Genomic DNA, 14,291 nt, shown 5'->3' on the forward strand with positions numbered 1-14,291 from the left:
TTTGAGACTGATCCCAGGCCAAACAAGATAGACATGTCACGAGCGGAGAGAACCTACAGGACGACTCTGGAAGTACTGACCCGACCAGGTTCTGGGGCGCCGAAACGATGTCCGTAGGGTCATGATCTCGCGGTGGCGCGGGTTCGGCAGAGCTGGTCGCAGGACTACCGGGCGCCGGAACGGCTATGTGAGGCCTGCCCGGGCGTGACGGGGTGTGGGCGTTGATCCACCCCGCCCCGTCACGGCAGATCACCGAAGTCCAGGTCGACGAATACGGACTGCGGCTCGTGCTGCTCCCGCCGTCGACGGCTGCAGGGATCGGTGCTGTCCAGCTGCGCATGGGGCACACGATCTTCGGTGAGGTCCGCTTTTCCCTGTGCGGCATCGATGCTGGAGTATGCGCGGGTTCATTGGCGGTCGATTCCAATGTTTGGCTGCAGTTGAGCAACTCAGAGTGCTTGCCTTGGCTGGAGGCGGAGCCGGTCGGCCTCAGCCACTTCCCGCAGCTCATCCTGAGAAACAAGCCGTGATTCCACGCTGAAGGTAGTTCCGGTCCCAGCCGGACAGGGGGACCGAGCGCTTCGATTGGCCAGGTGAGTCCGGTAGTTGGCCCCCCGGGACACTGAGGTGGTTTGGATGACGGTCTTGGTGTTATCGGCCGCGCGCGTAGTTACGCCTCCTGCCGTCGGCGCGAGGTCAGCCAGTCGGCGATGTCGGCGACGACTTCGGGGTCCACATGGTGCGGATGGGTGTAGTCCTCGGGCATCGACGGTCCGGTCCCGGGAAAGAACATGTGGTCGTCGGCCGCATAGATGCGGATCGTGACATCCGGGCGGTCGGCCAGGCCGGCCCGCCATCCGGCCAGATCGCCGTCGACGGTCACCTGATAGTCGCGCTCGCCCTGCATGAAGAGCATGGGCAGATCCAGCGTCACGGCGACCGCCACCGGGTCGTAGGCGCGCATGTCCAGCCAGTACGGTGCGGGCATCCCGAACGGTAGCTTCTCGGCGGGCGTGGCAGGCGAAAGTTCCGGGCTGTCCACCAGGTTCGCGTGTTCGGTGGCTGCCTCGACGGTGGGTAGCACCGCCGCGGTCGCAGGATCGACCTCCGTCAGATGTTTGATGACGCGCACCATCGACCACTGGATCGGCACCGTGTCCCCGGCGAGGACGACAACGCCGGCCACCGTGGGTTCGGCGGCGGCCACCCGCGGCGCGAACTTGCCGCCCATGCTGTGCCCGATCACGAAGACACGTTCATCGTCGACCGTCGGCAGCCCACGCAGGATCTCGATTCCCGCGACAGCGTGGGGAACGTATTCCTCGGTCGGCGTGAATTCCGGTGTGGCGGCGATCTGTTCGCGGTGCGCGTAGGTGACCTTGTCGAAACGCAGCACCGCCACACCACGACTGGCCAAACCCCACGCGATGTCCTTCAGATTCTTGTTCGGGCCTGCCGTGCCATCCCGATCGAACGGTCCGCCGCCGGCGAGCAACACAGCCGCCGGATGAGGCCCCTTTCCGTGCGGGAGGGTGACTGTGCCCGGCACGGCGAACGGGCCCGATCCCACAGTCACTCCATGCTCGTCGAATATGGCCGGATCCGCATACTCCGGCGGCTGCCACGCCTCGACGTCCACAACGGCCGATTCGACTGGATCCATGATGTCCTCCACAGCGACCATCCTTACATTCTCAACTTTGAGAACAGTATCATAAGTGAGAACATAGGCTCCATGGATTCCCTGGAACTGCTGGCGCACCCGGTACGGTTGCGGATCGTGCACGCTCTGTCCGGCGGACAGACACGCACGACCGCGCAGCTGTGCGCACGCCTGACCGACGTGTCGAAGGCAACCGTGTATCGGCACGTCGAGTTGCTCGCCACCGCGGGCATTCTCGAGATCGCCGACGAGCACCGGGTGCGTGGCGCCGTGGAACGCACCTACCGTCTGCGCCGGGACCGCGCGACCATCGACGCCGACGCGGTCGCCGCGGTAACGCCCGAGGAGCACCGCGCGATCTTCGCCGCTGCCATGGCCACCCTGCTCGCCGAGTTCAACACCTATCTCGATCGCGAAGACGCCGACCCTGCTGCCGACCTGGTCGGATATCGGCAGCATGCGGTGTGGCTTTCCCCTGAGGAGGTCGCGGCCATGATCGACGATCTGCGTGCGGCGATCCTTAAGCGTCTGCGGAATCCGCCGACCCCCGATCGCGCACAGTATCTGCTGAGCCCGATCCTGTTCCCGATCGGCGGCCGGATCGACACACAGTCGGAGCTCGAGGCGGCCGAAAACGAACATTTGTCCCATGATCGGTAAGACGAATCACCCGCCGGCGGGTCTCACGGTCTGAGGGATCCGGGCGGCGGACACCAGGCACGGGCACACGGTGACTTCGCCAGCTTTGCCCGAGACTTGACCCCGCGGCCCATACTGCCCAACGGGTTCAGCAGTACGTAGCGCGCCGTTCGCGCGGGCGAACGCGCACAGCTTCGCGTATTCATCGTTCTCTGCCAACGTGTTCGGCGTGCACAAGAGGCCTGCAGGATCCCGGCCTTGCCGAGCCTTTCGACAGTGTCCACGGGTCGCTGGTCGCCCTCACCCCGAGTGAGCGGACGAAGTTGGGGGAGTGGTTCCCGCGCCTGTACGCCACGTTCCGTGACGGGCAGTTGGAGACGGCCCCGAAGGCCATCGCCTTTTCATCGCCCTTGAACGACTGAAGCCCCGCCCCTCCGAGGAGAGCAGGGCTTCTGACCTGCGAAAACAGATGGTGCGCGATACTGGGATTGAACCAGTGACCTCTTCCGTGTCAGGGAAGATCAAACCAACTCCTGGCCAGGCGTTTCCCCTGTTCTCGCAGGTCTCCGGTCTCTCGTTCCTCCTCGTTGGGGCGGCTTCGAACGCGTTACGGCGCGTTCCGGTCGCCTGAATATCGCCAGTTGATCTTGGAATGCTGGTTACGAGGAGTTACTTCGTGTCTGCCAAAGCTATTGGTTTTCCAGTTGAGCGTGACGCTGTCCTGCAGCTTGTCACCGCCATTGTCGGGGTGATCGTGGGACTGACGTTCCTGTTCGGGTTCGGCAACGTCCTGGCCTTCGGTCTCCGGCTCGGCGTACCTGGTTGGGTCGCTCCGCTGGTCGCGCCGGCCGTGGACTTGTCGGTGCTGGCGCTTCTGATCGCGATCCGGCAGTTGTCGCTGCGTGGAGCCTCTGCCGAGATAGTCCGGCCGGCGCGGCGGCTACTGCTGGCCTCGAGTTTCGTCACGCTGGCCTTGAACGTGGCTGAACCGCTCATCGCTGGAGAGATCGGCCGGGCCCTGTTCGACGCAGTCGGCCCACTCTTGTTGATCGGCTGGGCCGACGTCGGCCCAGCGCTACTTCGTGAGCTCGCCACCGCAGCGCCGCCTGCAGAGGAACCTGCAGCTCTGACGACGTCGCCAAACCGCCTTGCCCCGACGGTGCCTGAAGCTCGCACGGACGCGCGGCCTCAGGAGATCGGTACATCCCCGCCACCTACGAAGCGGTCGAGCTTGTCGAAGCTCGACGACGACCTCGTCGGGAGAGCCATCGAGGTGGACCGCCGTCATCGCGAAGAGCACCAACGCCCGATCTCGGCGGAAGGCCTGATGCGACATTTCGGTCTTGGGGCCGAGCGCTCGCGTCTGCTGATGCGTATCGTCCGTGCGCGGTGGGACACCGAGCACATTGTCACTGGAGATCACAGAGACGCTGCTGAAGGCGGGACCAGGTAGTCAGCGTCGTGCCGAACGATGGGTTGTGAGTAGGGGTCGCGCAAGGGGCATCCGCTGAGACATACGTGCTCGGCCGGCCCTCATTCGTCCCTGCGGCAAGGGCAATTGCATGTCGGTGCCGTGCACCCCGCAAATTCGTCCAAAATGGTCATTGCGGTCCGACGTGGCGCAGGCGGCCCCTCGGTACTGAGACCGCTAAGTTAGAATCATGCTCACTCGGCAATCTAGCGCCCCTGGATCTCCGCCCGCTGAGCGTGAAGGTCTGCAGGTTAAGGTAGCCGGCAGACAGCTCACGCTGAGCCCAGTCTTCGACACGTACTGGCGATTTGCAGCAGCGCGGCAGAAGCTGTTCTTTGCCAGGTTGGCAGACCGTGACGATCTTGCTCCTCACGATGACATCCTGCGCACGCACCGGTTCACCAACTGCTACCGTGCAGCCGATCGAGTGAGCCAGTTCTGCATCCAGGATGTCGCGTATACCGGCAGCCAGGACCCGCGGGACGTGGTGTTCCGGGTTCTGCTCTTCAAGCTGTTCAATAAGATCGACACCTGGCACTTATTGAACGACGAGCTTGGACCGATCACGTGGCGCAGCTGGAAGCCCGAGGTCGCCCGTGCCGTGCTTGACGCCGCATGGGCCGCTGGTCGACGGCTCTACTCGCCTGCCTATGTCATACCTCCTCCGAGGCTCGGCGGCCCTCGAAAACACCATGACCACCTAGCACTGCTCGAGGCGATGATGCGCGACCAGTTGCCTCGGAAGGTGCAGAGTGCTGCTGGACTGGCAGATGTATTTGGGCTGCTCCGTCAGTACTCTGGCATCGGCGACTTCCTGGGATTCCAGTTCGCGATCGACTTGAACTACACGAGTGCGGTGGACTTCGACGAGAACCAGTTCGTCGTAGCAGGCCCTGGCGCGAAGGACGGGATACGCAAGTGTTTCGGCCGCGCGGCATCTGGCATCGAAGCCGAGGTCATCGCGTACATGACCGATACGCAGGAGGAACACTTCGAGCGGCTCGGCCTGACGTTCGGTGCCCTCGGGGGCCGCCCGCTTCACTTCATCGACTGCCAGAACCTTTTTTGCGAGGTCGACAAGTACTCCCGTGTTGCCCACCCGGATATCGCGGGGATCTCTGGGCGAACGCGTATCAAACAGGTCTATCGCCGTGCGGCGGATCCCCTTCCGGAGCCGTGGTTCCCGCCCAAGTGGGGTATTAACGACGCTGTGAGCGATCAGGTGCGCCGGTTGACGTCACTCACCACAGCGACGTCTGGTTGAGGCGGGCCAGGTGAGCTCGAAGTGCGGTCGGGGTGACCTCAAGTGTGGCCAGCCCGGCGTCGACGGAGAGTTCTCCGACCTTCAGCCCGGCGGCATCAGCGACGTAGCGCTGGAGGAGTCCGAGCGCCAGGTAGTTGCCGTAAGCACGTTCGATGAGGTACTGGTGTCGGTATTGAGCTAACAGGTGAAGGTGCCCGTCGACCCGTTGCCAGGACAGGTGTGAAAGGCAAGGAAATCCCATCGGGATGGTATCCGGTGTCGGGGCGTACACCTGCATTTCGTCAGTCGACGCCGGGGTGCCATCAGGACTTGAGGCACTGGTACGAACTTCGTCATCGAGCGGTCGGCGGTCTTGTGCGGGAACGGCGGCGGATGTGGTTGTGGTGGTCTCGTAGATCGCCGCGGGCCGGGAAGTTCTCGCACTCTGGTCACGGCGGAGCTGCTCGATGAGCCGGGTCAGCTGATTGACTGGCTTGTCCCGTGCTGGATAGTGGACCAACCGGCCAAAGTAGGTGCCGCGGCTGTTGGCGCCCGCTTCACGCTGGATCCGCTTATACATGCCCGTATACCGGGACGAGAGCTCGTTCGCGTCCTTGCATAGCCGGGCGAAGGCTGCAGGGAACAGGGTGTTGACCACTGTCTGAACAGGAGACTTGCCCAGCGCGGTGAGCATGCGGTCGACGAGGACGCGGACATTGGGGTCCTCCGCGCCGGGTCCGGTGATGGTTAGTCTCAGATGTAGCAGCCGGTCAGGATGGCTCGCTGCAGCGAGATCGACCACCTTCAGCCACGCGGCTCCCGTGGTTGCTTCGCGGATGACCTGATTCGTTGCGTGCTGGACTGCCTCGGACATCAGCTATCTCCCTTAACCTCGCGGAAAATCCGTTCTTGGGCATGGTGAAGAGCAACGATCTCTTCCTCGGACATTCTGGAGAGATCGGGGATGCTTGAGGGGTCCGAAAGGCCTCGGAGAACACGGTCTACGCGGACAAGGACCTCGCTATTGTGATAGCGAAGTCGCTCCGAGTGCAGGCGATCGTCTGCTGCAGTCGCGACCAGCACCCTGTGTTCCGGTGATTCCCAAACAAGCTTTGCGAGTTCGAGTTCGACCAGCTGGCTTCCGAGAAGTTCGGCGCCGTCTGTCGCATCTACGATGATTCTGTCGCCTTCGCTGAAGACGAGCTCCCCGAAAGGAGCTAACTCGGCGAGTTGCCAGACGTCGGTGCGAGGCTCGCGAGGTGGCGCACCTGCCACATCGAGGTTCTTCTTGATGCGACCCGGTGGAACGCGCATTAATGCCGCTGACATCTGCTGATCGATGAGGTGTGCTGTCTTCAGGTGCCGAGCAGTACCCGCGTAAGACGTTCCGAGCAGGAGCGACACGGCATAACACGCGGCAGGCGTCAAAGGAGAGGCCGCTCCGATGGCACGCAACGCTGAGCGCAGAGCGCCACGTGGCATGAGTAGCCACGCGGCGAACGCCTCCGCGGTTACTTCAGGGAGGGAACGAGCGGCATGCCAATCCGGATCCGCGGCGGTGCCTCCGTCGGATGCCGAGCTATCGGGGAATGAAGCGATCTTGAGCTCGCATGTGGCCGGATGTTGAAGTACACGATGACCCCACTCGTGCGCAGCCGTGTGTCTTTGCCCTGGAACAGTGGAGTTGGCATTGAGCCAGATCGTGAGCGGCCGTTCACCCGAGGCAGGGATCGTGGCGCCAAACAATTTCGAACTATGTTGCCCAAATACATCGACGCCGGCGGCGTCGATCACGGAGATGATGTCGGCGCGCTGGTCGTGACTGAGTTTCGCATCGCCACGCGCGTTCTGTGCGGCGATTTGCGCGATCCGATGCGCCGCTCCCCACTTACTCATGGGTGGTCTGACTCTGCAGTCGGGCTCTGACTTCCACCAGCTCGACATAGTCGACAACCTTGGCCAGATCATCGTGGCTCATGCCGCCGAGCCGCCGAGCGACCACCTGCACGGTGTGATTGCTCGGATCGGCATCGTCGTCCTCATCGAGGAAATAACCGATCGGCCGTGTGTAGACCAGGGCGAACTTCTTCAGCTCCAGGCTGTCGACCTTTCGTAAGCCGCGTTCGATGTCGGAAATGGCCGAACGAGGGATCCCGGTGCGGTCGGCCACGAACTTTTGGCTCAGTCCGAGGTACTCTCTGCTTTGACGGAGGCGGGCGCCGAGGCGGGTCTGCTCCGGGTCCGTGGCTACGCCGCCCTGTTCCTCGGACTCAGTACTGGACTTGTTTGATGTTTCACTCATCGGCGGGGACTCCTCCTGATAGATCGCTGACGGATGCGGCGGCAAGTTCGTCGCAGACGCGCTCCGCGAAACCCCGCACTGAACGCATGTCCCGTGCGGTGTCGAACGTTGCTTCGAACCGGACTCCGAAGCGAGCCGACACCCGGGTCATCAGCTCTACGAGGATCACTGAGTCGCAGGGCATGTCCGGCGACACTTCGACGAGTTCTGCCAGAAGCTCGTCCGGATCCCGGCCGACCTCCTCGGCCAGGAGGCTGACGATGAACGTCTCGACCTCGTCACGGGTCACTGACCTGTCTTCCACAGCCACCTCTGTCCTGTTTGCCGACCGCCGTGTCCTATGGTACGACATAGGCAGGGTCGGGATCAAGGACACGGATGTCGTGATCGCCGACAATCTTCCCCGTTGTCGACGACTCAGGAGACGCTCCATGCACCTGCGTGAATATCAGCGAAAAGCCATGACCACCCGCCAGCCCCTGTCGGAGGACGTCCCGGCCGCGGCAAGTCATCTGCTGAGCATCGTTGCTCAGATTGGCGACCTGTCCCGCCAATATCAGCGCGCACGCCGGGACGGCGTGCACCAGGGCTGGGGCAAGCTCCGTGTGCGCGAGGAGATTGGCGATGTCCTGTGGCACCTCACCGCCTTCGCCGACAACCTCGGTTTGGACATGGCCGACGTCGCGGTCGCCAACCTGACGAAGACCGCCGACCGCTGGATCCCCACCGCGGACTGGCTTGTCTTCGATGCGGACTTCCCCGCCGCTGAACAGCTGCCAGTGTCGATCAGCTACGAGTTCCAGACCAATCGTAAGCCCGGAGGTGCCCTCACGACGACGGTCCGGTGCAATGGCAGGCAAGTCGGTGACCCCCTCACCGACGCGTCGCGAAACACCGACAGCTACCGACTGCACGACGTGTTCCACCTCAGCTATGCCTGCATGCTCGGCTGGTCGCCAGTGACCCGAGCCCTCCTGGGCTGCAAGCGCCGCAGTGACCCAGCGATCGACGAGAATGAAGACGGCGGCCGCGCCATCGCCATCGAAGAAGGTCTCGCCGCTACACTCTTCGCCTACGCCGCCACTCGCGACTACCTCCGCGGCGCTCGCCACATCGACGGTGACATCCTTGCATCGATCGCCACTTCGACCGCCCAGCTTGAGGTCGGCATGCGAACGTCTGCAGACTGGGAACGGGCAATCCTCGTTGGATTCGACATCTGGAACCAGCTCGAAGCTCACAACGGAAACGGGCTAGTCCGCGCTGATCTGACCGCGCGGACCATGCAGTTTGAGGGTTGAACAGCGGTGGCCGGTGGGCAGAAGAACTCGACGCAGCCCGCGTCGCCAACCGGGACCTGATTGCGAACCTCAACAGGAAGACTGACGTCACACGACCGTCTGTGGGTTGAGGTCGATGCGGGCATCGGGCTCAACCTCGCGCAGCTACGGACAATTCACTGACGCATCCTCACGGAGCCGCTCAGTTCCTCTCGTCGCACACGAGGTAGCACGGCAGTCGTTGTCTGCATGGCCGTGACCCACTCGAGGTTGATGAGTCGTGCTCCAAGAGGGTGGTCTCGTTTCACTATGGCACAGCGTGGTCATGGTCACGCCAGACTTGACGTGTGGCTGACGAAACGCTGGGTCGTGAGGTCAGAGGTGACAGACGTGGGCTTCCTGCGGGGCCAGGGGCCGATCAGCACGTGTCGCTGATCGAGTCCGCGCGGGGCGGTTTCGGGCGGCCGCCGGAGTCGCCTCCACGGCAGCTGCCGTTGGCGATTCGAGATTTCGCTGGCCGGACCGAGCATCTCGCCGCCCTGGACTCGCTTCTTGCCGCCGCCGACGAGCACGATACCGGTGGGGCGGTAGTGATCTCGGCGGTCGAAGGAACCGCTGGAATCGGCAAGACGACACTGGCCCTGCACTGGGCACGACGAGTGCAACACCGGTTTCCCGGCGGCACCTTGCACGTCAACCTGCGAGGTTACGGCCCCGGCGAGCCGATGAACCCCGGCGAAGCGCTGGACGGGTTTCTCCGCGCACTCGGGACGAGGGCAGAACAGATGCCTTCAGGCCTGGAGGCCCGAGCTGGTCTGTATCGATCGTTACTGGCTGGACGGCAGGTACTGATAGTGCTCGACAACGCCAACGACGCCGAGCAGGTCCGCTCGCTGTTGCCAGGATCGCCGGGGTGTGTGGTGGTGGTCACCAGCCGCGACAGCCTGACCGGCCTGGTGATCGCCGAAGGTGCCGTCCGCTTCGTCCTTGACCTGCTCACCGACTCCGAAGCGCTCGACCTGGTGACCAGCATCATCGGGCCTTCGCGTGTGGCCGCCGAGCCGGCCGCGGTCAGTGAGCTGATCCGACTCTGCGCCCGACTACCCCTGGCGCTACGGATCGCCTCCAGTCGAATCGCCGCCAGTCCCTACACCGGCGTGGCCGATGTCATCGCCGAACTGGCCGATGAACATCGGCGGCTGGACGCTCTGAGTCGAGGTGGCGATGACCGGACGGCTGTACGACGGGTAATTGATTGGTCGTACCGGCGGCTGGGCATGGGAGAGGCTCGTATGTTCCGGCGTCTCGGGCTGAACCCCGGACCCGATTTCAGTGTGCATGCGGCCGCCGTCGCGGCTGAACTCGACCTGACCGAGGCGCGGTGGCTGCTGGAAAACCTGACCTCGGCACATCTGCTCGAGCCAGTAGCTGGAGACCGATTTCAGTTTCACGATCTGCTACGGGCCTACGCCGCCGGACAGGCCGATCGCTTCGAAGATCCTGACGAGCGTGAGCGGGCTGTGCACGCCCTTCTGACCTGGTACACCCACACCGCCTCTGTATGTGACACGCTGCTTTACCCCAAACACCCGCGGCTTAAGTTTGAGTTCGCAGCCCCCTCGTCGCCCGTCCCGATCGGTGATCGTGCACGAGCGCTGACGTGGCTGGAGACCGAAATGACCAACCTGAAGGCTGCACAGCGCCACGCTGACCTCAACGACCTGCGTCACCATGTCTTCCATCTCGCGGAATGCTCCCGATTTCTCTTCCTGCGAGGCAACTGGGACGAGCAACTCGGCCTCCTCGATGTGGCCGTAGCTGCTGCGCTCCGTGATGGGGACCTAGCTGCCGAAGTCACCTTCCGAAGCCGGCGGGGCCAGACGCTCATGTCTCTACGGCGATGGAGCGACGCGGAGACTGACCTGCTCCTTTCACTGAACCTTGCACATGGAAGGGACGATTCTGAGCGGGAGGGGTGGGTGCTGAACGGCCTCGGACTTCTATGTATTGAGCGTCAGCAGTTCGAGGCGGCTATGGACTATCTCCGGCAGGCGCTGTCTGTGAGTCGTACTCTCAACAACGAGCGGTTGGAGGCGGTGGTGGAGGACAATCTCAATCGGGCATGTACTGGCCTTGGTAACTACCAGCAAGGCATCATGCACGGCAACCGCGGCCTGCTTTTGCGACGAAAAGTCGGTGACATCGCTGGTGAATCTTACTCGCTGCACCACATCGCCCGTGCGTTTCAGAAGACGGGTGAGCATCAGGAAGCGATCGCGTTGTGCCGGAAAGCCATCGCTGTCGGACGTGACCACGAGGACCTTTTCGGCGTTGCCGAACTGTTGGACACCTTCGCCATATCGCTCCAGCACACCGGCAATCTGCCCGATGCCATCCAGTGCTGGAACGAAGCGGCAACCTTCTTCGCTGGCTGCGGCCAGCCCGGCCGTGCTGCGCAGATCAAAGACTGTGTCGCCGATGCTCAAACCACCGCGCCTTGACATCGGGTTTCTCGGGTACCTCTCTCTTAGACTTGATGAACCAGCCTGAGATGCTCAGGGGTGCCCTCTACCGCGGAGGACGTCTTTGACACCTCAGCGCGTTCGCTGATCATGGTGGTCAACGGCGTGCGCCGCTCAACCCCCGAATCACCGGGTCGTGTAACTCGGTTTGAGTCCGGGGCGACGACTGGTTGACTGGTCAGCCTCGCCACCGTGTTGGAGAACGAACGTGAACGTCGCTGAACCTGACGATGCGGAGCCGTCGACGTCGGACTCACTGGATGAAGTCGGCGGTCCGCCGAAGCCGTACCGGCACGACGCTGCGCTTGTTCCGGTGTTGGCGCAGCTTGCCGACGCGGCTTGCTGTGGCGCTGAAGATCCGCATGAAGCAAGCTGGCGCGCGGAGCAGCTGGCCAAGCAGGTGAATCCTCCGGTGGAGCGGCCGGCTGTCTTGGTCTTGGTCAACGCGTTCCTATGTGTCTTGCGCTACGAGGAAGTGCCGCAAGCTGGCGTTATGTTGACGCCGCTGGACGGTCCCTCATTGCTCCCGGAGGCATTGCGCGACGCGTCGAACGACGTGCGTGAAGCCTGGTTGGCACTTGCCGGTGAAGTCACGCATCCGGTGGCGCGTGCGCGTCTGCTCGACATCGTTTTTTCACTGCGCCTGATGTCGAACGGTCGGCATGCTGCGGAACAGGCCGCACGCGCCTACCTCGACGGAGCAGGAGGAAGTCAGCGTGCGGAAGCGCAGGCCAACGGCGTGGTTCGTGCATGGACGCTGGCCCGCTCGGTGGGCAATCCGACGCTGGAACAAGAGAGCGCCGAGCTCATGCTGGGTATGGCCAGTGACATGCTCGGCCGGGACGAACATCCCTACGAAATCATCCCGATGCTGTGTGCGCTGATCGCGCCGCCCCGGGGCAAGAAGGCAGACGTGATTGACTCGCGTGTCGATGACGTGTTGGACCGGGCACTGTCGGCTTACGGGGAGACACACGTCCTCAAAGACCTGGTCGCCATCGTGCGGAAGCGAGCGGCCGGGGACCTTGCCAGGGTGGAGGCTGCCGACCGGAGGCTGGTTGAGGCCATGTTGGACAGGGCGCGAGCCGCGACCGAGCCGATGGTCATCCGTCAACTGTTCAACGAGGTTGCCTCGGTCGCGAGGCAACATGGATTGGAGGATCTGGAGCGGATTGCGGTCGCGAGCCTGCAGTCGGCGCCTGCGCTGGAATGGGAAACCACCGCGTACTCGGTCAACCTTCCCTCCTCGGCGTTCGACACGTACCTCCCCGGTTTCGATAAGGCGACCGACTGGCGTGAAGCGCTAAATATCTGGCTTCTCACCCACTCGCCAACCGGCCACTACGAGACCAACCTCGCAACGACCCGGCAAACCCAGCAAGCTTCGGTACTTCGGTACCTCTTCACCACGGTGATGTTTCGCGAGGGGGACATGCCGGCGCGAACGCTGTCCGGTGAAGACGAGATCTTCGCGCGCGATCTTGCCCATACGGAACTTCATTACCTCGGTATGTGCGGGATCTTCCTGGCCAACGCTCTTCACTTGATCGCCGAGCGCTTTGGTATTCCGCCGCGCGATGATCTCGAGACATTCCTACGGAGTTCCGGAGGTGATCCGACGCTGATGAAGGTGCTCGCCACCGCACTGCAGCTCTTCTGGGTCGCCGAGTACGACGCCGCCGTGCACCTGGCCGTACCAAAGGTCGAGGCTGCCGCACGAGCCCTGCTTCTGGAGATCAACGAACCCGTCTACCGGGCGGCAGTCGGCGATGCCACTGGACAGTTTCCCGGCCTGGGGAGTCTGTTGCCGCTGTTGCTGGCCAACGACATCGATCCTGACTGGGAACGGTTCCTGCGCACCTTCTTACTCGGAGAAGGCTCGAATGTGCGCAACCTAGTGGCACACGGGTTCGCCTACGATATCGACCCACTTAACGCCGCGGTCTCACTACGGGCGCTAGCAGTGCTGGCTCTGGTTACGTCCCAGTCTGCCCTGCAACGGGACACTGCAACCGTCAAAGCGGCTCTGGCCAAACCAGCCAGGCCGCGGCGGCGTCGAAACTGGTGGCAACGCATTGCAGCAGCGATCTCGGCAGCGAGGGTCGAACTGCGCCGCGGATGAGGTGAGCTAGAGCAAACAGCACTGGAGACACACCGGTGGGTTCCAAGCCCTGAAGTCACAGTGATCATCCTCGCTGTGGCCGCGGTGCTTTGCACCGTCACGGGCTCTGGGCACACCGGTTTCGGTGGGGAGTTGGTCGCGAGTAGTAACGTTACCTTCCCGACGACGATATCGTTTGTCGTCATGTTGCCTGGACCAGGAGTTGCCGGTCGAGAGTGTGCCGTCGCCGCGGCCAGTGCTGCCGCCGATCTCGCCATGGAAGATCGTCTACCGGGGCAGCTGTGGTGGTGCTGATCGCTGCCGCCACCATTCTGAAGACGCTGCGCAGCCCCCGCATCCCGCCCGCGCCGACGCGGGACGACGGTCCGACGCGGTGCGCGTTCCTCCAAGCCCAGGCCGTCGCGATCCTAGCGACTGACTTCTTCCAGGTCGAGATCGTCACCCTCAAACGCCTCTACGTGTCCTTTGTCCTGGAACACCGGACCAGGCGGGTGCACATCCTCGGGATCACCGAGCATCCAAATGCGGGCCGGGCGACTCAACTCGCCCGGGACTTCTTGGCTGATGTGGGGGAGCGGGCCAGTGCGTTCCGGTATCTGATCCGGGACCGGGACTCGATCTTCACGGACGCGTTCGACGCCGTGTTCGGTTCCGTGAACATCGAGATCAAGAAATCGGCTCCGCAAAGCCCTAAGATGAATGCCTTCGCGGAGCGCGGGGTGAAGACGGTCCGAGCCGAGTGCACCGACCGGATGCTCATCGCCAGCGATCGGCACCTGCGTGTCGTACTCGAGCAGTACGCCGAGCACTACAACTCTGGTCGGACCCACCAAGACCATGGCCTGAATCTACGAGCGCCCCTGGACGACCCGGATCTCATCCCGCTCCCAGCTCAACGGATCACCCGAACGAAGATCTTCGGAGGTCTTATCAACGAATATGACGCTGCAGCATAAGCCGAGCTCAGCGGCATGGCAGAGTTGCTGAACCCCGGCAGGTCAGCTCGCCTACGGTGCGATGTTGAACGTCGTCGCGTTCTTGTTCATGGC

General features: G+C 63.1%; 13 protein-coding genes. 8 read left to right on the forward strand and 5 right to left on the reverse strand.

Annotation, left to right across the window (positions count from 1 at the left end):
- Nucleotides 1-221 precede the first annotated feature (221 nt).
- A complete protein-coding gene (locus ACZ3HL_RS37435) occupies nt 222-530 on the forward strand; it encodes a hypothetical protein (protein WP_465536180.1) in 309 nt (102 codons plus the stop codon).
- 140 nt (nt 531-670) lie between these two features.
- On the opposite strand, the gene ACZ3HL_RS37440 is transcribed toward ACZ3HL_RS37435, so the two are convergent.
- On the reverse strand, nt 671-1,675 hold the full coding sequence (locus ACZ3HL_RS37440) for an alpha/beta hydrolase family protein (protein WP_465411702.1): 1,005 nt from the start codon (nt 1,673-1,675) through the stop codon (nt 671-673).
- 60 nt (nt 1,676-1,735) lie between these two features.
- Here ACZ3HL_RS37440 and ACZ3HL_RS37445 point away from each other — a divergent pair, with 60 nt between their 5' ends.
- From ACZ3HL_RS37445 to ACZ3HL_RS37455, 3 genes are all read left to right on the forward strand, one after another.
- Nucleotides 1,736-2,323 (forward strand): helix-turn-helix domain-containing protein, encoded by a 588-nt coding sequence (locus ACZ3HL_RS37445; protein WP_465536182.1) that lies wholly within the window; start codon nt 1,736-1,738, stop codon nt 2,321-2,323.
- Between the two features lie 655 nt (nt 2,324-2,978).
- A complete protein-coding gene (locus ACZ3HL_RS37450; RefSeq protein ID WP_465536183.1) occupies nt 2,979-3,755 on the forward strand; it encodes a hypothetical protein in 777 nt (258 codons plus the stop codon).
- Nucleotides 3,756-3,963: 208 nt separating this feature from the next.
- Entirely contained in the window at nt 3,964-5,037 is a 1,074-nt protein-coding gene (locus ACZ3HL_RS37455) for a nucleotide kinase domain-containing protein (RefSeq protein WP_465536184.1), read from the forward strand.
- Here ACZ3HL_RS37455 and ACZ3HL_RS37460 read toward each other — a convergent pair.
- From ACZ3HL_RS37460 to ACZ3HL_RS37475, 4 genes are read right to left on the reverse strand one after another with little or no spacing between them, the layout of a single operon-like run.
- Nucleotides 5,015-5,890 carry a hypothetical protein gene (locus ACZ3HL_RS37460; protein ID WP_465536185.1) on the reverse strand — a complete coding sequence of 292 codons (876 nt, stop codon included), beginning with the start codon at nt 5,888-5,890 and terminating at the stop codon, nt 5,015-5,017. The genes ACZ3HL_RS37455 and ACZ3HL_RS37460 overlap by 23 nt on opposite strands.
- Nucleotides 5,890-6,912, reverse strand: coding sequence for an ImmA/IrrE family metallo-endopeptidase (locus tag ACZ3HL_RS37465; protein ID WP_465536187.1), 1,023 nt, complete (start codon nt 6,910-6,912; stop codon nt 5,890-5,892). Before ACZ3HL_RS37465 ends, ACZ3HL_RS37460 begins: the two co-directional genes overlap by 1 nt.
- Nucleotides 6,905-7,318: a helix-turn-helix domain-containing protein gene (locus tag ACZ3HL_RS37470; protein ID WP_465536189.1), complete on the reverse strand. Its 414-nt coding sequence runs from the start codon at nt 7,316-7,318 to the stop codon at nt 6,905-6,907. The genes ACZ3HL_RS37465 and ACZ3HL_RS37470 overlap by 8 nt, the downstream gene beginning before the upstream one ends.
- Complete coding sequence (locus tag ACZ3HL_RS37475) at nt 7,311-7,607, reverse strand: acyl carrier protein (RefSeq protein ID WP_465536191.1); 297 nt, start codon at nt 7,605-7,607, stop codon at nt 7,311-7,313. Before ACZ3HL_RS37475 ends, ACZ3HL_RS37470 begins: the two co-directional genes overlap by 8 nt.
- Nucleotides 7,608-7,749: 142 nt before the next feature.
- On the opposite strand from ACZ3HL_RS37475, the gene ACZ3HL_RS37480 reads away from it, so the two are divergent.
- The 4 genes from ACZ3HL_RS37480 (at nt 7,750) to ACZ3HL_RS37495 (ending at nt 14,198) form a co-directional block, all read left to right on the forward strand.
- Nucleotides 7,750-8,619, forward strand: a complete 870-nt coding sequence (locus ACZ3HL_RS37480) for a hypothetical protein (RefSeq protein WP_465536193.1) — start codon at nt 7,750-7,752, stop codon at nt 8,617-8,619.
- Nucleotides 8,620-9,023: 404 nt separating this feature from the next.
- The gene (locus tag ACZ3HL_RS37485) at nt 9,024-11,099 is read left to right on the forward strand and encodes an ATP-binding protein (RefSeq protein ID WP_465536195.1); all 2,076 of its coding nucleotides are present in this window, start codon (nt 9,024-9,026) and stop codon (nt 11,097-11,099) included.
- A 229-nt stretch (nt 11,100-11,328) separates the two neighbouring features.
- On the forward strand, nt 11,329-13,242 hold the full coding sequence (locus ACZ3HL_RS37490) for a DUF7380 domain-containing protein (protein WP_465536197.1): 1,914 nt from the start codon (nt 11,329-11,331) through the stop codon (nt 13,240-13,242).
- 281 nt (nt 13,243-13,523) lie between these two features.
- Nucleotides 13,524-14,198 (forward strand): integrase core domain-containing protein, encoded by a 675-nt coding sequence (locus tag ACZ3HL_RS37495; protein ID WP_465536198.1) that lies wholly within the window; start codon nt 13,524-13,526, stop codon nt 14,196-14,198.
- Nucleotides 14,199-14,291: the final 93 nt, after the last annotated feature.

The organism is Amycolatopsis sp. NPDC000009, assembly GCF_055563465.1.